The following is a 16,674-nucleotide window of genomic DNA, read 5'->3' as shown; positions in this document are numbered from 1 at the left end:
CCCCAAGCGGCGTGGCGCCGACGCAAACTTCTTGATCACCGCGGCGGAGGCGGGGCGGGCGGGGGGCGGGGGCAGGGGTGGGTGGGTGGGAGCGGGTGGGGTCAGGGGGTGGGGGGTAGGGCTTGGGCCAGGTCGGGGAGGAGGAGGGTGATCTGCCATTCGCGGGCGTGGTGGGCGCGCAGGGCCTCGGCGACGGTGGTCTCGGTGATCTCCTCGGGGGGCTGCCAGGCGATCCGTCGGATGGTGTCGGGGGAGATCAGATTTTCCGCCGGCAGGTTGTGCTCACCGGACACCCGCAACACCACCTCCCGGCAGCGGGCCAGGCGGGCGGCGGCGGCCGGATCCCGCTCCGCCCACCGGTGCGGCGGCGGCGGGCCCTCCACCGTCGGCGCCACCGGCAGGGCGTCGTCGGGCAGTTGCCGGGCGTCGTCGAGCGCCGCCAGCCAGGTACGGGCCAGACGTCGCACCGACCGACCGCCGAAGCCGGGCAGGGTGAGCAGGGTCTTCTCGTCCCTCGGGTCCAGCTCGGCCGCCGCGACGATCGCCGAGTCGGGCAGCACCCGTCCCGGTGCGGTGTCCCGCCGGGCGGCGATCTGGTCGCGGGCGTACCACAGGGAACGGACCCGGGCCTGCGCCCGCGCACCCCGGACCCGGTGGATCCCGGAGGTCCGTCGCCACGGCTCGGCGCGTACCCGGGGCGGCCGGTCGCCGCTGCGTACGAGCGCGGCGAACTCCTCCGCCGCCCACTCGGACTTGCCCTGCCGGGCCAGCTCGGCGTCGAGCGCGTCGCGCAGGTCGGTGAGCATCTCGACGTCCAAGGCGGCGTAGGTCAGCCACGACTCGGGCAACGGCCGGCTCGACCAGTCCGCCGCGGAGTGGTGCTTCTCCAGGCTGAACCCGAGCAACTGCTCGGTGAGCGCCGCGAGCCCCACCCGCTCGAAACCTGCCAGCCGTGCCGCCAGCTCGGTGTCGAACAGGCGGCGGGGCCGCAGCCCGAGCTCCGCCAGGCAGGGCAGATCCTGGTTCGCGGCGTGCAGCACCCACTCCGCCTCGGCGATCGCGGCATCCAGGGCACTCAGGTCGGGCAGCGGTAAAGGGTCGATGAGCACGGTGCCTGCACCGGCGCGTCGCAACTGCACGAGGTACGCGCGCTGGCTGTACCGGTAACCGGAGGCGCGTTCGGCGTCCAGGGCCACCGGCCCGGCACCGTTGGCGAACCGCGCCACGACCTCGGCCAACTGGTCCGGGGCGGCGACTGGCTCGGGCGTGCCCTCGCGGGGTGCGGTAAGCGGGACGGGCTGGCCGCCGGTGGGCTCGGTCCCCGCGTCCGAGGGCTCCGACGGCGGGTGCTGCGTGTCGTTTCCCGTACGACTTGCGGCGGCCCGACGGCGCAGGGGTGGTTCGTCGGTCACCTGACAACCCTAGTGCGCGAGTGGATCGAGTGCCGCGCACCCGCCCTGCCGCGTGTCGGGCGCCCGGAAGAGGCGCGGCCGGTACCGGACGGGCACGCTCAGCCGGTGGCGGCCGGGCGGCGCTCCGGCAGGGCGGTGACGCCGGGCGGCGGCAGGCCGGCGGTGGAGGCGAGCAGGGTGCACCAGGCGTCCAGGTGGGCGGCGAGGTCGCCGCCGGTAGGTGTCCAGGAGGCGCGGATCTCCACGTCGCCGGCCGCGGGCGGGCCGGCCAGTTCGCCGAACCGGGTCGACATCGTCTGCGTGATCGTCCCGCCGATGGCCCGGTATCCCGCGTCCTGGGCGTCGAGGGCGTCGGTGAGCCAGGTCCACCCCACCCCGGGCAGCAGCGGATCGGCGGCCAGGTCGACCTCCAACTCGGCGGTCACGTAGGTGACCAGCCGCAGAGTGCCCTGCCACGCCTCGTGCCCGGCCGGATCGTGCAGCAGGATCAGCCGCCCGCTCGCCACCTCGTCACCGTCGCGCAGCACCGACGCGGAGAGCGCGAAGGAATAGGGGGCGAGCCGCTGCGGCGCCCCCACCTCCTCCAGCAGGATCTCCGGCCGGGGCGTCGCCGACCGGAGCCCCGCGACCGCGCGGGCGAACGTGTCGGGAAGCGCGATCGGGGGGGCCATGCCCGCAGCCTATTCCGCCGCCCCGGTCCCGATCGTGAGGCGCGCCGACGATCACCCGGCGCGTACCACGCTCCGGATCCAGGGCCGGTGCCGTTACCGCGCTACGTCACAAAGGCGGCGGTGGGCGCGGGACGGCGATCGGCCGCGTGGCACGATTGCCGCGATGACCACCGACACCACGGGCACCGCCGCCCGAGACGACGAACCCCGCCCCGGCGGGCCCGCCGATTCGCCCTTCGTGCGGGCGTGTCGCCGTCTGCCCGTCCCGCACACCCCGGTCTGGTTCATGCGCCAGGCTGGCCGGTCGCTGCCGGAGTACCGCGAGATCCGGGCCAACGTGGCGATGCTGGAGTCGTGCCGCCGCCCCGACCTGGTCACCGAGATCACCCTCCAGCCGGTACGCCGACACGGGGTGGACGCGGCGATCCTGTTCAGCGACATCGTGGTGCCGGTGGCCGCCGCCGGGGTCGACCTGGACATCGTGCCCGGCACCGGGCCCGTGGTGGCCGAGCCGGTGCGTACCGCCGCCGACATCGAACGGATCCGGCTGATCGACCGCGACGACGTCGACTTTGTCGACGAGGCGGTGCGGATGCTCGTCAAGGAACTGGGCGACACTCCGCTCATCGGCTTCGCCGGAGCCCCGTTCACGCTTGCCAGCTACCTGGTGGAAGGGGGCCCGTCGCGTACCCACGCCAAGACCAAGGCGCTGATGTACGGCGAGCCCGAGCTGTGGCACACCCTCGCGGGTCGGCTGGCCGAGGTGACCCTGGCGTTCCTGCGGGTGCAGATCGAGGCCGGCGTGTCTGCGGTGCAGCTGTTCGACTCGTGGGCCGGCGCGCTCTCCGAGGCCGACTACCGCCGCTTCGTGCTGCCTCACTCGACGAAGGTGCTCGCCGGGCTCGTCGACGCCGGCGTGCCCCGGATCCACTTCGGGGTGGGCACCGCCGAACTGCTCGGCGCGATGGGCGAGGCCGGGGCCGACGTGGTGGGCGTCGACTGGCGTACCCCGCTTGACGTCGCGACCCGCCGGATCGGGCCGGAGCGGGCCGTGCAGGGCAACCTTGACCCGACTCTGCTGCTGGCCCCCTGGCCGGCGGTGGAGACCGAGGTACGCCGCATCCTGGAGCAGGGCCGGGCCGCGCCGGGGCACGTGTTCAACCTCGGCCACGGTGTGCTGCCGGAGACCGACCCGGAAGTGCTGACCCGGGTGGTCGCCCTGGTACACGAGCTGTCCGGCCGGCCGGTCGAGCGGGGCTGACCGCGATGGCGACGCGGCGGCGGGTGGCGGTGGTCGGCGGCGGCATCGCCGGCCTGGCCGCCGCGGTCCGGCTGCGTGACCGGGGCCCCGCCGACCTCGACATCACCGTGTACGAGCAGTCCGGCGCGCTCGGCGGCAAGCTGCGCACCGGTGAGCTGGCCGGCGGGCCTGTCGAGTTCGGCGCCGAGTCGTTCCTGATGCGTGACCCGGCCGGAGGGGAATCCGCAGCCGTCGCCCTGGTCCGCCGGCTCGGCCTGGCGGGACGCATCGTGCACCCCACGATCGGGCAGGCGGCGCTGGCCGTCGACGGCGGGCTACGCCCGATCCCCGGCGGCACGCTTGTCGGCGTACCCGGTGATCTGGACAAGGTGTCGGCGGTGGCCCGGCCCACCCCGGAGGCCGACCGGGACGGTGGTGGGCCGCTGCTCGGCCCCGGGGACGACGTCTCCGTGGGCGCGCTGGTCCGGTCGCGGTTCGGCGCCGAGGTGGTCGACAGGCTTGTCGACCCGATGCTCGGCGGCGTCTACGCCGGCCGGGCCGACGACCTGTCCCTGGTCACCACCATGCCGGCGCTGGCCCGGGCCGCCCGGGCGGAGCACACGCTGCTGGGCGCGGTCCGCGCGGCGCAGGCAGCCGCTCCCCGCGCCCCCGGCGAGCCGGTCTTCGGCACCCTCGACGGCGGCCTCAGCACCCTTGTCGACGCGGCCGTGGCCGCCAGCGGTGCGACGATCCACCGCAACGCGGCGGTACGCGAGCTGACCCCGTCCGCCACCGGCTGGCGGTTGACTGTCGGCCCGACCCGCGACGCCGAGCACGTCGACGTGGACGCGGTGGTGCTCGCGGTGCCGGCCCGGCCGGCCGCCCGGCTGCTCGCCGACATCGCCCCGGAAACCGCCGAGGTGGTCGGCGGGCTGGACTACGCGAGCGTCGCGCTCGTCACCCTCGCGCTGCCCGAACCGGCGCTGCCCGACCTCTCCGGCTTCCTGGTGCCCGCCACCGAAGGGCTGCTGGTCAAAGCGGCCACCTTCTTCACCACGAAGTGGGGGCACCTGCGCCGGCCGGACGGGCTGGCCCTGGTGCGCGCCTCGGTGGGCCGCTACGGCGACGAGGAGCAACTTCAACGCCCCGACGAGGATCTCGCCGCCACCGTGCACCGGGAGCTGTCCGCGGTGCTGGGCGCGCCGCTGCCCGCCCCGGTCGCCGGGCACGTGCAGCGCTGGGGCGGGGCGTTGCCGCAGTACACCCCCGGTCACCTCGACCGGGTCATCGCCGCCCGGTCGGCGCTGCGGGCGGCGCATCCGACGCTGCGGCTGGCCGGCGCCGGCTACGACGGGGTCGGCATCCCGGTCTGCGTCCGCTCCGGCGAGACGGCGGCCGAGGAGATCATCACGGCATTGGGAGGATCGGGGAAATGACCGAGCAGACGAACGCCGCCCGACTGAAGGAACTGAACGACACCATCCGCTACACCATGTGGTCGGTGTTCCGGGCCAGCGCGCCGCTGCCGTCGCTGCGCGACAACGTCACAGGCGAGGTCGAGTCGCTGATCGAGGAGCTGGCCGGCAAGGACGTGGTGGTGCGCGGCACCTACGACGTTTCCGGGCTGCGCGCCGACGCCGACCTGATGGTCTGGTGGCACTCGTCGTCCAGCGACGACCTCCAGGACGCGTACCTGCGGTTGCGGCGGACCGCCCTGGGCCGGGCGATGACCCCCGTCTGGTCGCAGATGGCGCTGCACCGGCCGGCCGAGTTCAACAAGAGTCACATCCCGGCGTTCCTGGCCGGCGAGGAGGCCCGCGCCTACCTCTGCGTCTACCCGTTCGTCCGCTCGTACGACTGGTATCTGCTGCCCGACGCCGAGCGGCGGGAACTGCTCGCCGAGCACGGCAAGATGGCCCGAGGCTACCCGGACGTCCGGGCCAACACGGTCGCCTCGTTCGCGCTCGGCGACTACGAGTGGATGCTCGCCTTCGAGGCTGATGAACTGCACCGGATCGTCGACCTGATGCGTGACCTGCGGGCCTCCCGCGCCCGGCTGCACGTCCGGGAAGAGGTCCCCTTCTACACCGGCCGCCGCCGCTCGATCGCGGACATCGTCTCCGCGCTGGCCTGAGCCGGCCCGCCGGCTGGTGCCGGCGGGCCGGCCCGTCCGCCCGGCTCGTCCAGAGCCGGGCGGGGCCGCGCCCGAGGGAGTGTGGCGCGGCCCCGGCCGGGGTCAGGCGGTCGCGGTGCAGGTCACCGTCGGTGTGCTCGTACTGCTGCCGGAGGCCAGGAAGCCGAAGCTGGTGCTGGCGCCGGCACCGAGGTTGCCGTTGTAGCTGACGTTCGTGGCGGTCACCGTGGAACCGCTGGAGGTCACTGTGGCGTTCCAGGCCTGGCTGACCTGCTGGCCGCTGCCGTTCGTCCAGCTCACCCGCCAGCCGCGGATGGCCGCGTTGCCGGCGGTCACCTGCACCTCACCCTGGAATCCGCCGGACCAGGTCGAGGTGACCCGGTACGTCGCCGAGCAGGCACCCGTCACCGGCGGGTTGGTGGTGGGTGGGGTGGTGGTCGGCGGGGTGGTGGTGGGTGGCGTGGTGGTCGGCGGCGTGGTCGTGGGCGGCGTGGTGGTCGGCGGCGTGGTGCCGCCACCGAACTGGACGTCGCTGCAGTGGTAGTACGACTGGTCGAAGTGGCTGGCCTGCCAGACGGTGAAGATGATGTGCCGGCCGGTGCGGCCGGGCGCGTTCACCGGAATCTGGATCGACACCCCGTCGACCTCCCGTTGCCACTGCGACGCCGGCGTGTAGCCGATCTGGCCGACCAGTTCCAGGTCGGACCAGGCCAGCGGCTTGGTGAGCGTGTCCACACCCTGTCGGGTGGCGTACACCCGGAGGTAGTCGGCACCATGGCTGGCCTGGTCGAAGAACTTCAACTGGAAGCTGTTGGGGACCGGGGTGGTCCGCCAGGCACCCAGGGTGTCGAGGGCGTTGTAGCGACCGCCCTCGGCACGCCCGCCCGAGCAGAGCTGGCCGTTCGGCACGGCCGCCTGGTGGTTGCCGCCCACACCCTCGCGGAGTTGGCCGTTCCAGTTCCACATGGCGTTCGGGTTGGCCTGCCAGGCCTGCCAACACATCGGGTCCTCGGTGGCCATCCGCGGGTTCATGTGGTCACCACCCCAGCGCTCCCAGCAGCCGTAGGCGCGGGAACCCGGGTTGACAGTGGCACCGTGTGCGGAGACGGGGTTGGTCAGCGCGGTGCTGAGCAGCAGCAGGGCGACGGCCGCGACGGCCACCAGCCAGGCAACGCGTGGTGATCTGATTACGTTCGACATGGAGCTCCCCAAGGGAATTGTCAGTTCGCGAAAGCGCCCGGACGCTCGGGAGTTGCCTCTCCCGTGGTCGACCTGCGTTGCCCCTGTGGTCTTGGCTCCGAGGAAAGCGTGCCACGAAGCATCGGCGTACGTCAACGCGAGAAGCGTTCTCCGGAGCGGGGCCGCGCCTGAGGGAGTGTGGCGCGGCCCCGGCCGGGGTCAGGTGGTCGCGGTGCAGGTGACCGTCGGTGTGTTCGTGCTGCTGCCGGAGGCGAGGAAGCCGAAGCTGGTGCTGGCGCCGGCACCGAGGTTGCCGTTGTAGCTGACGTTGGTGGCGGTCACCGTGGAACCGCTGGAGGTCACTGTGGCGTTCCAGGCCTGGTTGACCTGTTGGCCGCTGCCGTTGGTCCAGGTCACCCGCCAGCCGCGGATGGCCGCGTTGCCGGCGGTCACCTGGACCTCGCCCTGGAAGCCGCCGGACCAGGTCGAGGTGACCCGGTACGTCGCCGAGCAGGCACCCGCCGGCGGGTTGGTGGGCGGCGGCGTGGTGGGCGGCGGTGTGGTCGGCGGGGGAGTGGTGGGCGGTGGGGTGGTCGGCGGCGGCGTGGTCGGCGGGGTGGTGCCGCCACCGAACTGCACGTCGCTGCAGATGTAGTACGACTGGTCGGAGTGACTTGCCTGCCAGATCGTGTAGATGACGTGCCGGCCGGTGCGGCCCGGGGCGTTGACCGGGATCTCGATGGAGACCCCGCCCGGCTCCTGCTGCCACTGCGAGGCCGGCGTGTTGCCGATCTGGCCGACCAGTTCCAGGTGCGACCAGGCCAGCGGCGTGGTCAGCGCGTCGTAGCCCTGACGGGTGGCGTACACCCGGATGTAGTCGGCGCCGTGACTGGCCTGGTCGTAGAACTTCAGCCGGAAGTTGTTGCCGACCGAGGTGGTCCGCCAGGCACCCGGCACGTCCATCGCCCGGTAGCGCCCGTTCTCCGTGCGTCCGCCGGAGCAGAGCTGGCCGTTCGGGATGGCGGCCTGGTGGTTGCCGGCCACCCCCTCGCGGTAGAGACCGTTCCAGTTCCACATGGCGTTGGTGTCGGTCTGCCACGCCTGCCAGCACATCGGATCCTCGGTGGCCATCCGTGGGTTCTGGAAGTCACCGCCCCAGCGTTGCCAGCAGCCGTAGTTGCGGGAGATCGGATTCGCCACCGAGCCGTGCGCGGAGGCGGATCGCACGAATGCCGTGCTGAGCAGCAGAGTGGCGACGGCCGCGACGGCCAGCAGCCAGAGCGCCCGTGATGATCTCAGTGAATTGGACATGGAGCCCCCAGGGGAGTCGTCGGATCTCGACATCGCCCGGACGCTCGGGAGTTGCCCTCTCCCGGCGGTCAGCGTGGCCCTCGTGTGCCGGCTCGACCGGAAGGATGGCATGTTGGATCGGCGGGAGTCAATGAGGAAAGCGATTTCCAGCACCTGCTGCACGGGCTCGTCGAAGCGCTTCCAGCACTGGTTTTCCGGCCTGTCACCGCTTCCGGCGCATCGGCGTGTGCGGGATGCCGTCCTCGACGTACTCCGGCCCGCTGACCGTGAAGCCGTGCCGGGTGTAGAAGTCGACAAGATGGGACTGCGCGTCCAGCACGCACGGCTGATCGCCGATCTCCGCGAGGGCCGCCGTCATCAGTCGGCCCGCGTGCCCGGCACTGCGGGCCTCCGGTGCCACCACGACCCGCCCGATCCTGGCCACCCCGCCGGGGTCGGCCAGGATCCGCAGGTACGCCACCGGAGCGCCGTCGTGGGCAAGCCACAGGTGCCGGGTGCCGGGTTCGACGTCGCGTCCGTCGATCTCCGGGTACGCGCACTCCTGCTCGACCACGAAGACGTCGACGCGCAGCCGTACCAGGTCATGGAAGGTGCGGGCGTCCAACTCGGCGAAACCGGCGCTGTGCAGCTGCGTGTCAGACATCCCGCCAGGCTAGTGCGGTGCCCAGGAACCTTGTGCCGGTGCCGGTGCCGGTGCCGGTGCCGGTGCTGGTGCTGGTGCTGGTGGCCTGCGGTGCTGGTGGGTGCTGGTGCTGCTCGTGCCGTGGTCTGTCGGTGCGGGGCGGTCAGGCGGGGCGGGCGCCGACGGCGTCGCGGATCTCGGCGCCGCGCTCGGCCTCCACTGAGCGGGCACAGTGACCGCAGCAGAAGAAGCGACCGGAAACCTCGACCCCGTGGCCGGAGATCTTGATGCCGCAGTGCTCGCAGATCGGTGCCAGTCGGTGGATTGCGCACTCGAAGCTGTCGAAGGTGTGCACGTCGCCGCTTACCGTACGCACCTCGAACGAGAGCCAGTAGTCGTTGCCGCAGACCTCGCAGGTAGCCACGCCCCGTACCTCCATCGGAAGACCTTCTGTCCCATCTTGCGGCACGGCGCTGAGCGGCTCGTCTTTTATTGACAGTGGTCTTTACTGTTAACAAGGTTTAAATTATGTTGGTGGCACCTTCACCAGGCAACACGCCGACAAGGAGCTGCCGCCATGCGCCGAAGAATCACCCTGCCGCTCGTCGCGACGGGCGCCATGGTCTCCACCCTGGCCGTCGCCACCCCCGCCCAGGCCCACGGCTACGTCTCGTCACCACCGAGCCGCCAGGCGCTCTGCGCCCAGAACCGGGTGCCCGACTGCGGGCAGATCCGGTGGGAGCCGCAGAGCGTCGAGGGCCCCAAGGGGCTGCGCAACTGCCACGCCAACATCTCGCACTTCGCCGTCCTCAACGACGACAACCGGGGCTGGCCGGCCACCTCGGTCGGCACCACCGTGACGTTCACCTGGGTCAACACGGCCATGCACGCCACCCGCGACTGGGAGTACTTCATCGGCAACACCCGGGTCGCGGTCTTCTCCGGTGGTGGACGCCAGCCCGGCGCGACCGTCTCGCACACCGTCAACCTGTCCGGCTACCCGGGCCGGCAGAAGCTGCTCGCGGTGTGGAACATCTCCGACACCGCGAACGCCTTCTACTCCTGCGTCGACCTCCAGGTGGGCGGTGGCGGCGGCAACCCGACGCCCAGCCCGAGCCCGACCACGAACCCGCCCGCCCCGTCGCCCACCCCGACCGTCGCCCCGACCACCAACCCGCCGGTCGGGGGCACCTGGACAGCCGGTCGCGCGTACGCCGTCGGGGACCAGGTCACCTACGGCGGCCGTACCTACAGGTGCCGGCAGGCGCACACCGCCATCGCCGGTTGGGAGCCGCCGAACGTACCGGCGCTGTGGAGCCAGATCTGACCGGCGGGAGGTGCGGCCGGAGCTGGCCGCACCTCCCGTTCGCCGTACCGTCGCTCCGTCGTGCCCTGCTGTGGCCGGGAGCTGGTGTGCTGTCGGCCGGAGCTGCCGTGTCGCGGGCCGGAGCCGGCGTACTGGGGGCCCGAGTCGTCGGGTCGTCGGCCCGGCCGCCCGAGGGGCGCGCCGTGGTGCGGGCGCGGCGTGCCACGCTGCGGGTGCTGCCGCTGCACCTGGTCTCGGTGCTGCTGGTTGCCGGCTGCGGCGGCTCGCCCGCGCCGTCCGGGCAGCCCGCGCCCGGCGACGCCACGCCGCCGGTGGCCGCGACCCCCGCCGCAACGCCTGGCGTCACCGGCGAGATGACCGGCATCGACAGGCTGTTCCTGTCGATGATGGCCGGGCACACCGAGCAGACCCTCCAGATCGTCGGGCTCGTCCGGGACCGACTGACCGACAGCGAACTGCGCACCCTTGTCGCCGCCGTCGAGGCCACCGAGTCCGACGAACTGGCCACCGCACGCGGCTGGCTGGCACAGGCCGGGCGCAGCGCCCGCGCCGACGACCACGCCGGACACGGCACCGGCCCCGAACAGTTGGCGCGGCTGCGCGATGCCCCGGACACCGAGGTCGACGCGGTGCTGGTCGAGGTGTTGAGCGCACACCAGCAGGCCGCCGCCGACCTGGCCCGGGCGCACCTGGCGGCGGGTACCGACGCACGGGTGCTCGACCTGGCCCGGCGCGTCGAGCAGTCGCGTACCGCTCAGGTCGCGTTGATGGCCGGCCGGCCGGGGTGACCAGGGTCAGGCGTCGTTCGGGTCCAGCCGGATGGAGAGCGAGTTCACGCAGTGCCGGGTGTCCTTCGGGGTGAACCCCTCACCGCGGAAGACGTGCCCGAGGTGGCTGTCGCAGCGGGCGCAGCGGATCTCGGTGCGGCTCATACCGAGGGAATTGTCCTCGATCTCCTTGATCGCGCCGGGGATGGCGTCGTCGAAACTCGGCCAGCCACAGTGCGAGTCGAACTTGGTGTCACTCGGGTACAACTCGGCACCGCAGGCCCGACACCTGTACATGCCTGGCGTCTTGGTGTCGACGTACTCGCCGGTCCACGCCGGTTCGGTGCCGTGCTCGCGCAGCACCCGGAACTCGGCGGGGCTGAGCCGGACCCGCCACTCGTCCTCGGTGCGGGGCAGTTCACTGTCGGGAAGACTCACGGGTCAACGGTACGCCGAAGGTCGGACCCGTCGCATATGGTCGCGCAATGGGTGGCACGAAGGCTGCGGCCGAGCAGATCGAGGTGGCCGGGCACTCCGTACGACTGTCGAGCCCCGATCGGGTGATCTTTCCGAAGCGGGGCTTCACCAAGGCCGACGTCTTCCACTACTACGTGAGCGTCGGCGACGGCATCATGCGGGCGCTCGGCGACCGACCGACCACGTTGCAGCGCTTCCCCGACGGCATCGAGGGGGAGATGTTCTTCCAGAAGCGGGTGCCGACCCGAGGCGTGCCGCCCTGGGTGCAGACTGCCGAGATCAGCTTTCCCAGCGGTCGCAAGGCCGCCGAGCTGTGCCCGGCGGACCTGGCCCACGTGGCCTGGGCAGCGCAGATGGGCACCGTGGTGTTCCACCCGTGGCCGGTACGGTCCGCCGACGTCGACAAACCCGACGAGCTGCGGGTCGACCTCGATCCGCAGCCCGGCACCGACTTCGCCCACGCAGCCACGGCCGCCGCCGAGCTGCGCGCGATCCTCGACGAGTTGGGCGTACCGGGCTGGCCGAAGACCTCCGGCGGTCGGGGCGTGCACGTCTACCTGCGCATCCAGCCGCGCTGGACATTCGTCGAGGTACGCCGGGCCACAATCGCGCTGGCCCGGGAGCTGGCCCGCCGCCGGCCCGACCTGGTCACCACCGCCTGGTGGAAGGAGGAGCGCGGCGAGCGGGTCTTCGTGGACTACAACCAGATGGCGCGGGACCGCACCATCGCCTGCGCGTACTCGCTGCGCGCCAACGCCCGGGCGACAGTCTCCACCCCGGTCACCTGGGACGAACTGGCCGACGTCGACCCGGACGACTTCGACCTGCGTACCGTGCCGGAACGGCTCGCCCAGCGCGGCGACCCGCACGCCGGCATCGACGACGCCGCGTGGGACATCACGCCGCTGCTCGAATGGGCCGAGCGGGACGCCGCCGCCGGAGAGGGTGACCTGCCCTACCCGCCCGACCACCCGAAGATGCCGGGCGAGCCGAAACGCGTGCAGCCGTCCAAGGACCGCGACCGCCCCCGCTGACCGTCACCGGCGGGTGTCGCCCGCCTCCACCACGGTCTTGGCGGTCAGCAGGTCCGCGCCGGTGATCTTCCGGTACTCCGCGATCGCCTTGATCTTGTCACCTCGGGCGAGGTGCTCCCGGACGACCGGGGGCAGCGGGTCGGTGTCGGCGACGCCGAGGTGATCCATCACCAGGGTCAGCCGCCGCTCCAACTCGGTCAGCCGGTACGCGGTGCGGGCCACCTCACGACGGCTCGGCGCCTGCGCGAGCAGAAGGCCGACGACCAGGGCGAGGAGTGTGGCCAGAAAGATCTCCATGCCGGTGATCGAACCAGCCCCGCGCTACGGCGGGCAACGCGCCCGCGCCGATCGAGCGTCAGGTCGGGGTGCCACCCTTCACACCGTTGACGAAGGAGCGCCACTGGCAGGCGTCGAACCGCAGCACCGGCCCGCCGACGTCCTTGCTGTCCCGCACCCCGACCGCGCCGGCCAGATTGTCCGCCACCTCGACGCACTCGCCCTCCCCGCTCCGGCTGCTCTTGCGCCACCGGGCGTTGGTCAAGTCATTCATCGAAGGTCTCCTTGATAAGCGTCCCGATCAGATCTTCAGACTCGCGCACGCTCAGTGAAAGGTCCAGAAGGGTGGACCAGGCGTCAGCGTACGCCGCCACTTCTGTCGGCTTGTCCAGGTAAAGGCTGCCGGTCAGCGACTCGCTGTAGACGGTCGATGGCTCTGCGGGCCGCGTGCCGACCGCTGGAAAGTCCAGCATGATGAACGACCCGGCAACGGATGCCGCGTGGGGGCCGCTGCCCAGCGGCAGCACCCGGACCGAGACGTTCGGTCGCTGTGCGGCGTTCACCAGGTGTGCGAGTTGGCTGCGCCAGGCGTCCAGGTCGGTGATGGGGCGGCGGATCACGGCCTCGTCGATGATGGTTTCGAAGCTGGGAGCCTTTGGGCTGCGGCGAGCGAGCAGCTTCTGACGCTCCATGCGTAGTGCGACCTTCTGCGCAATCTCATCCTGGCTCCGGCCAGCCTTGGCGCTGAAGATGACCGCAGCGTATTCGGCGGTCTGGAGCAACCCAGGGATCAGCGTCGGCTCGTACTGACGCACGCGGCGGGCCGCCGCCTCCAGCCCGACGTACAACTCGAACCACGCCGGGATGGCCTCACCGTAGGCGTGCCACCAACCCCGACTCTTGCTTTCCCGGGCCAGGCTGACCATGACCTCGGTCAGTTCGGCGGAGGTGCCGTAGTGCTGGCACATCAGCGTCACATCGTGGGTACGCAGAGAGGTCTGTCCGCTCTCCAGGCGGTACATCTTGGCGCGCGACCATTCGAGGGCCTCGGCGGCAGCCTCCAGGTTGATGCCGGCTTCCTCTCTGGCCTGGCGCAGCAACCTGCCCAGTTGCCGCCGTGGCACCGAAGACCCAACGTCGCTCATGTCACCCCGTCTCCCATCGGTGCTGCCAGTGTCTCGTTTGGAACAGCATCGAGGCCCAGACGACACACCGTAAATTTCTTTTCCCGAATCTCCGGATGAGACGTTTCAGGCTGGCGAAGCGCAGGCCGATGGTGGCAGGCATCGGCAATATCGATGCGTGTTCGCGGGAGGCTCGCGGTGGCTCGGTGGAAGTGGTTTCAGCGGCAGGACGAACCGATCGACGTGGTGCAACGGTCCGCGTACCAAGAGCGGGCCGGTGCGTACCGTGCCGATCAACCCGGGCGGAGCACCCCGACGGCGGCCCAGCCACAGCAGCGGCCGTTGCTGCGGCTGGCCCGGCTGTGGCGGTCCCGCCACGCCGTGCGGCGATGCCACCGGCGGAGCTACCAGTGAGCGCGGAGCAGGGGATCGGGTCCGTCGAGGTGGCGGACCTGCCCGAGATCGAGGTCGACAGCACGCCGGAACTGCTGGTGCTCGTGGCGGAGAACGACATCCCGATCGGCTGGGCGGTCGTCCTGCCCGAGGGGGACTTCTGGCTGATCCGGAAGTCCACCCGATCCTTGACCCGCGGGTCGAGTCTGGCGACGCTGACGACCTTCTGGGCCGCCGTCCTCCGTTGCGACGTGGGGCGACCCAGGCTGGCAGGGCCCCCGTCCGCCGGTGTCAGAGACTGAGCTTCATACCCTCGTGGCTGGCGACGAAGCCGAGACCGAGATAGAAGCGGTGTGCGTCGTGGCGGCTCTTGTCGGTGGTGAGCTGCACCAGGCCGCAGCCGCGCCGCCGCGCCTGGTCGATCGCCCAGGTCATCATCTGCCGGCCCAGGCCCCGTCCGCGCTGGTCCGAGCGGACCCGAACCGATTCGATCAACTGCCGCTCGGTGCCGTGCCGGCCCAGCCCGGGGATGTAGGTGAGCTGCATGCAGCCGAGCAGCTCACTCCCCGCCTCGGCGACGACGAGCTGGTTACGCGGGTCGGCGGTGATCTCCGCGAACGCCTTCTCGTACGTGGCGTCGACCTCCCCGACGTCACGGGTACGCCCCAGCATGTCGTCGGCGAGCAGGTCGAGGATGGCCGGCAGGTCGGCCCGGACCGCGTCACGGAAGATCACCTCACTCATCCCGCGAGCGTCCCACAACGGCGCGCCCCGATGTGCGGCAGAGCACCGTCAAATGTCGCTGTGCCGGGTGACGTTTCCAATCACCGCTACGGCGGTGCCAGCGGATCCGCACCCGAGGGGCATGGGCGGCAGGTGTCCCGGCGTCCCTGGGCGCACCGTAGGCGGCCCAGGGACGTCGTTGAGGCCCAGTTGGCCTCAGGCGGGTGGCAACCGCTCGACTGTGGTGTTCAGTGGCAATGGTGCTGGTCCGACTGGACGGGGGTGGCCCCAGGGCGGGTCCACTGGGCTACCGGGCGGCCGTCCTTGCGCCACCAGCTGTACGAAGGGTCGGCCTGCGGCCAGCCGTCGGGGGAGTCCTCCCAGGCTTCCTGTCGTCCGTAGGCCGTCATGTCGAGCAGCTGGAGCGAGCCCATGATCGCCTCGACGCCGCGTCCGGTCGTCTCGTAGGTGAGGAACACCCGGTCACCCTGGCGCAGGTAGCAGGTGATGTTGCCGCCGCCGGCCACCGCGGGCTCGTCGATGCCGTACGTCGAGTACCACGGGTGGAGGTAGCCCATGAACTCGCGGAACGGTGCGATCTCCTCGTACGGTCCCTCGGCGAAGACCGCGAACCTGATGCCCCGTGCCTCCAGGTAGCTAGCCTCGTGGAAGTTCCAGATGCTGATGGTGCAGCCTTCGCACTGCTCCTCGAACGGCTTGCCGAGGTGCCACATGTGCTTGTAGACCACGAGCTGGTCACGCCCGTCGAAGAGGTCGAGCAACGAGACCGGGCCCTGCTCGCCGATCAGCTTGACCGGGTTGACCTCGGTCATCGGCAGGCGACGGCGGGCGGCGGCGATGGCATCACCCGCCCGGGTGTGCTCCTTCTCCCGGACGAGCAGTGCGTTTCGCTCCCGAAGCCAGGTGTCGCGGTCGACCACCGGAGGCGCTGGCGGTGTATCCATACTCTGCATACCGCTACTATAAACATAGCGCCAACTCGTGTGAAAGTAGTTGATCAGGATTGCCTGCCAAGTTGACCTACGCGCACCACGGCGACGCCTGCCGGGCTGCCAACGCCCTCGACCTGGTGGGCGACAGGTGGACGCTCATCGTCGTCCGCGAACTGCTCCTCGGCCCCAAACGCTTCGCCGACCTTCAGGAGTCCGTCCGTGGCATCACGCCGGCCGTCCTCAGTGACCGGCTCAGATCCCTCCGCCAGGCCGGCATCGTCGACCAGGTGACGCTTACCGATCTGGCGCGCACCCGCGCGTACGCCGTCACCGAGTGGGGCCGTGGCCTGGAGTCGGTCCTCGCGTCCCTGGGCCGCTGGTACACCTCCGGACCGGACCCCCGCACCAGCGGTGGCATGACCCCCGACGCCATGGTCCTCGCCATGCGCACCATGGCACCCCCGGTCCCCGAGGGACTGCCGTCGACCGCCCTACGCCTCTACGACGCCCGCCAGCCCGACCCTCCCGTACGCGAATATCGGCTGACCACCGTTGACGGGCTGCTGGACGTCCGGCCCGGCGTCGCCGTCGACCCGGTGGCGACCGTGACCGCCGACTCGACGGCCTGGAGCGAGGTGCTCTTCGGCGGCCTGCCGCTCACCGACGCCGAGCGCGCCGGCACCGTACGCGTCGAGGGCGACCGCGACACCGTCACCCGCGTGGTACGCCACTACCTCACGGACGCCCGCCCATAGCGAGACCCAGGTGATCGGGCTGTTGTCGGGGGTGCCCGTCATACCGAAGGATGCGGCGAGCATCGGCCATCTCGCCGCAGCGAACTCAGCGCAACTCGAGTCCGGGCCGCCAGGAGTGGACGGCGGCAGTCACCGTCAGCTACTGGCGGCGCTAAAACCGACGATTGCACCGTAAGGGGTGCGCGGAGAGTATCGGCCCAGATTCGCTCTGGTGCTGGGTTTCATCTATCTGTACGTTGTGCCGCAAGCTTGATCACGTTTGCTTCACGGGGGTGC

The 16,674-nt window shown here is 71.3% G+C and carries 20 protein-coding genes; 8 read left to right on the top strand and 12 right to left on the bottom strand.

Annotation, left to right across the window (positions count from 1 at the left end; all coding sequences use genetic code 11):
- Positions 1 to 101 precede the first annotated feature (101 nt).
- Positions 102 to 1,412, bottom strand: a complete 1,311-nt coding sequence (locus Van01_RS24065; protein WP_204011889.1) for a ribonuclease D — start codon at positions 1,410 to 1,412, stop codon at positions 102 to 104.
- Positions 1,413 to 1,510: 98 nt separating this feature from the next.
- Positions 1,511 to 2,083: a DUF3000 domain-containing protein gene (locus Van01_RS24060; protein ID WP_099846968.1), complete on the bottom strand. Its 573-nt coding sequence runs from the start codon at positions 2,081 to 2,083 to the stop codon at positions 1,511 to 1,513.
- A 163-nt stretch (positions 2,084 to 2,246) separates the two neighbouring features.
- On the opposite strand from Van01_RS24060, the gene hemE reads away from it, so the two are divergent.
- From hemE to hemQ, 3 genes are read left to right on the top strand one after another with little or no spacing between them, the layout of a single operon-like run.
- Complete coding sequence (gene hemE / locus Van01_RS24055) at positions 2,247 to 3,344, top strand: uroporphyrinogen decarboxylase (protein WP_204011887.1); 1,098 nt, start codon at positions 2,247 to 2,249, stop codon at positions 3,342 to 3,344.
- A gap of 5 nt (positions 3,345 to 3,349) precedes the next feature.
- On the top strand, positions 3,350 to 4,759 hold the full coding sequence (gene hemG, locus Van01_RS24050; protein ID WP_204011885.1) for a protoporphyrinogen oxidase: 1,410 nt from the start codon (positions 3,350 to 3,352) through the stop codon (positions 4,757 to 4,759).
- Positions 4,756 to 5,457 carry a hydrogen peroxide-dependent heme synthase gene (gene hemQ, locus Van01_RS24045; protein WP_204011873.1) on the top strand — a complete coding sequence of 234 codons (702 nt, stop codon included), beginning with the start codon at positions 4,756 to 4,758 and terminating at the stop codon, positions 5,455 to 5,457. Before hemG ends, hemQ begins: the two co-directional genes overlap by 4 nt.
- 102 nt (positions 5,458 to 5,559) lie before the next feature.
- On the opposite strand, the gene Van01_RS24040 is transcribed toward hemQ, so the two are convergent.
- The 4 genes from Van01_RS24040 to Van01_RS24025 all read right to left on the bottom strand — a co-directional run bounded on the left by Van01_RS24040 (position 5,560) and on the right by Van01_RS24025 (position 8,993).
- Complete coding sequence (locus Van01_RS24040) at positions 5,560 to 6,657, bottom strand: lytic polysaccharide monooxygenase auxiliary activity family 9 protein (protein WP_204011870.1); 1,098 nt, start codon at positions 6,655 to 6,657, stop codon at positions 5,560 to 5,562.
- A gap of 198 nt (positions 6,658 to 6,855) precedes the next feature.
- Positions 6,856 to 7,947, bottom strand: a complete 1,092-nt coding sequence (locus tag Van01_RS24035; protein WP_204011867.1) for a lytic polysaccharide monooxygenase auxiliary activity family 9 protein — start codon at positions 7,945 to 7,947, stop codon at positions 6,856 to 6,858.
- Between the two features lie 202 nt (positions 7,948 to 8,149).
- Positions 8,150 to 8,590, bottom strand: coding sequence for a GNAT family N-acetyltransferase (locus tag Van01_RS24030; protein WP_204011858.1), 441 nt, complete (start codon positions 8,588 to 8,590; stop codon positions 8,150 to 8,152).
- A gap of 142 nt (positions 8,591 to 8,732) precedes the next feature.
- Positions 8,733 to 8,993 carry a metallothionein gene (locus tag Van01_RS24025; protein ID WP_204011903.1) on the bottom strand — a complete coding sequence of 87 codons (261 nt, stop codon included), beginning with the start codon at positions 8,991 to 8,993 and terminating at the stop codon, positions 8,733 to 8,735.
- 153 nt (positions 8,994 to 9,146) lie between these two features.
- Here Van01_RS24025 and Van01_RS24020 point away from each other — a divergent pair, with 153 nt between their 5' ends.
- Both Van01_RS24020 and Van01_RS24015 read left to right on the top strand, forming a co-directional pair.
- On the top strand, positions 9,147 to 9,896 hold the full coding sequence (locus tag Van01_RS24020; RefSeq protein ID WP_204011842.1) for a lytic polysaccharide monooxygenase: 750 nt from the start codon (positions 9,147 to 9,149) through the stop codon (positions 9,894 to 9,896).
- Between the two features lie 107 nt (positions 9,897 to 10,003).
- On the top strand, positions 10,004 to 10,684 hold the full coding sequence (locus tag Van01_RS24015) for a DUF305 domain-containing protein (RefSeq protein ID WP_239099258.1): 681 nt from the start codon (positions 10,004 to 10,006) through the stop codon (positions 10,682 to 10,684).
- A 6-nt stretch (positions 10,685 to 10,690) separates the two neighbouring features.
- Here the strand turns inward: Van01_RS24015 and msrB are convergent, their stop codons facing one another.
- Positions 10,691 to 11,101, bottom strand: coding sequence for a peptide-methionine (R)-S-oxide reductase MsrB (msrB, locus tag Van01_RS24010; RefSeq protein ID WP_204011836.1), 411 nt, complete (start codon positions 11,099 to 11,101; stop codon positions 10,691 to 10,693).
- A 47-nt stretch (positions 11,102 to 11,148) separates the two neighbouring features.
- Here msrB and ligD point away from each other — a divergent pair, with 47 nt between their 5' ends.
- Positions 11,149 to 12,174, top strand: coding sequence for a non-homologous end-joining DNA ligase (ligD, locus tag Van01_RS24005; RefSeq protein WP_204011826.1), 1,026 nt, complete (start codon positions 11,149 to 11,151; stop codon positions 12,172 to 12,174).
- Between the two features lie 3 nt (positions 12,175 to 12,177).
- On the opposite strand, the gene Van01_RS24000 is transcribed toward ligD, so the two are convergent.
- Genes Van01_RS24000 through Van01_RS23990 form a run of 3 tightly spaced genes read right to left on the bottom strand, consistent with a single transcriptional unit; the run spans position 12,178 to position 13,595 of the window.
- Complete coding sequence (locus tag Van01_RS24000) at positions 12,178 to 12,471, bottom strand: hypothetical protein (RefSeq protein WP_204011825.1); 294 nt, start codon at positions 12,469 to 12,471, stop codon at positions 12,178 to 12,180.
- A gap of 58 nt (positions 12,472 to 12,529) precedes the next feature.
- Complete coding sequence (locus Van01_RS23995; protein ID WP_204011824.1) at positions 12,530 to 12,724, bottom strand: DUF397 domain-containing protein; 195 nt, start codon at positions 12,722 to 12,724, stop codon at positions 12,530 to 12,532.
- Positions 12,717 to 13,595 (bottom strand): helix-turn-helix domain-containing protein, encoded by an 879-nt coding sequence (locus Van01_RS23990; RefSeq protein WP_204011823.1) that lies wholly within the window; start codon positions 13,593 to 13,595, stop codon positions 12,717 to 12,719. Before Van01_RS23990 ends, Van01_RS23995 begins: the two co-directional genes overlap by 8 nt.
- Positions 13,596 to 13,984: 389 nt before the next feature.
- On the opposite strand from Van01_RS23990, the gene Van01_RS23985 reads away from it, so the two are divergent.
- Positions 13,985 to 14,269 carry a hypothetical protein gene (locus Van01_RS23985; RefSeq protein WP_204011822.1) on the top strand — a complete coding sequence of 95 codons (285 nt, stop codon included), beginning with the start codon at positions 13,985 to 13,987 and terminating at the stop codon, positions 14,267 to 14,269.
- Here the strand turns inward: Van01_RS23985 and Van01_RS23980 are convergent.
- Both Van01_RS23980 and Van01_RS23975 read right to left on the bottom strand, forming a co-directional pair.
- Entirely contained in the window at positions 14,259 to 14,711 is a 453-nt protein-coding gene (locus Van01_RS23980) for a GNAT family N-acetyltransferase (protein WP_204011821.1), read from the bottom strand. The two genes, Van01_RS23985 and Van01_RS23980, sit on opposite strands and share 11 nt — an antisense overlap.
- Before the next feature lie 227 nt (positions 14,712 to 14,938).
- On the bottom strand, positions 14,939 to 15,664 hold the full coding sequence (locus Van01_RS23975) for a DUF899 family protein (protein ID WP_204011818.1): 726 nt from the start codon (positions 15,662 to 15,664) through the stop codon (positions 14,939 to 14,941).
- 62 nt (positions 15,665 to 15,726) lie between these two features.
- Between Van01_RS23975 and Van01_RS23970 the strand changes: the two genes are divergently transcribed.
- Positions 15,727 to 16,398: a winged helix-turn-helix transcriptional regulator gene (locus tag Van01_RS23970; RefSeq protein WP_204011815.1), complete on the top strand. Its 672-nt coding sequence runs from the start codon at positions 15,727 to 15,729 to the stop codon at positions 16,396 to 16,398.
- The last annotated feature ends 276 nt before the right edge of the window (positions 16,399 to 16,674 follow it).

This window comes from Micromonospora andamanensis (assembly GCF_016863495.1).
GTDB lineage: Bacteria > Actinomycetota > Actinomycetes > Mycobacteriales > Micromonosporaceae > Micromonospora > Micromonospora andamanensis.
Note: the sequence above shows the minus strand (reverse complement) of the source record. Positions and strands in the feature narration are given on the sequence as shown.

Bases quoted from the DNA above. Each gene is read 5' to 3' on its own strand.
- Van01_RS24030 (WP_204011858.1), bottom strand. From the start codon at position 8,590: ATGTCTGACACGCAGCTGCACAGCGCCGGTTTCGCCGAGTTGGACGCC.
- Van01_RS23995 (WP_204011824.1), bottom strand. From the start codon at position 12,724: ATGAATGACTTGACCAACGCCCGGTGGCGCAAGAGCAGCCGGAGCGGG.
- Van01_RS24040 (WP_204011870.1), bottom strand. From the start codon at position 6,657: ATGTCGAACGTAATCAGATCACCACGCGTTGCCTGGCTGGTGGCCGTC.
- Van01_RS23975 (WP_204011818.1), bottom strand. From the start codon at position 15,664: ATGCAGAGTATGGATACACCGCCAGCGCCTCCGGTGGTCGACCGCGAC.
- Van01_RS23980 (WP_204011821.1), bottom strand. From the start codon at position 14,711: ATGAGTGAGGTGATCTTCCGTGACGCGGTCCGGGCCGACCTGCCGGCC.
- hemG (WP_204011885.1), top strand. From the start codon at position 3,350: ATGGCGACGCGGCGGCGGGTGGCGGTGGTCGGCGGCGGCATCGCCGGC.
- Van01_RS24035 (WP_204011867.1), bottom strand. From the start codon at position 7,947: ATGTCCAATTCACTGAGATCATCACGGGCGCTCTGGCTGCTGGCCGTC.
- ligD (WP_204011826.1), top strand. From the start codon at position 11,149: ATGGGTGGCACGAAGGCTGCGGCCGAGCAGATCGAGGTGGCCGGGCAC.
- Van01_RS24020 (WP_204011842.1), top strand. From the start codon at position 9,147: ATGCGCCGAAGAATCACCCTGCCGCTCGTCGCGACGGGCGCCATGGTC.
- hemQ (WP_204011873.1), top strand. From the start codon at position 4,756: ATGACCGAGCAGACGAACGCCGCCCGACTGAAGGAACTGAACGACACC.
- Van01_RS24060 (WP_099846968.1), bottom strand. From the start codon at position 2,083: ATGGCCCCCCCGATCGCGCTTCCCGACACGTTCGCCCGCGCGGTCGCG.
- Van01_RS24000 (WP_204011825.1), bottom strand. From the start codon at position 12,471: ATGGAGATCTTTCTGGCCACACTCCTCGCCCTGGTCGTCGGCCTTCTG.
- hemE (WP_204011887.1), top strand. From the start codon at position 2,247: ATGACCACCGACACCACGGGCACCGCCGCCCGAGACGACGAACCCCGC.
- Van01_RS23990 (WP_204011823.1), bottom strand. From the start codon at position 13,595: ATGAGCGACGTTGGGTCTTCGGTGCCACGGCGGCAACTGGGCAGGTTG.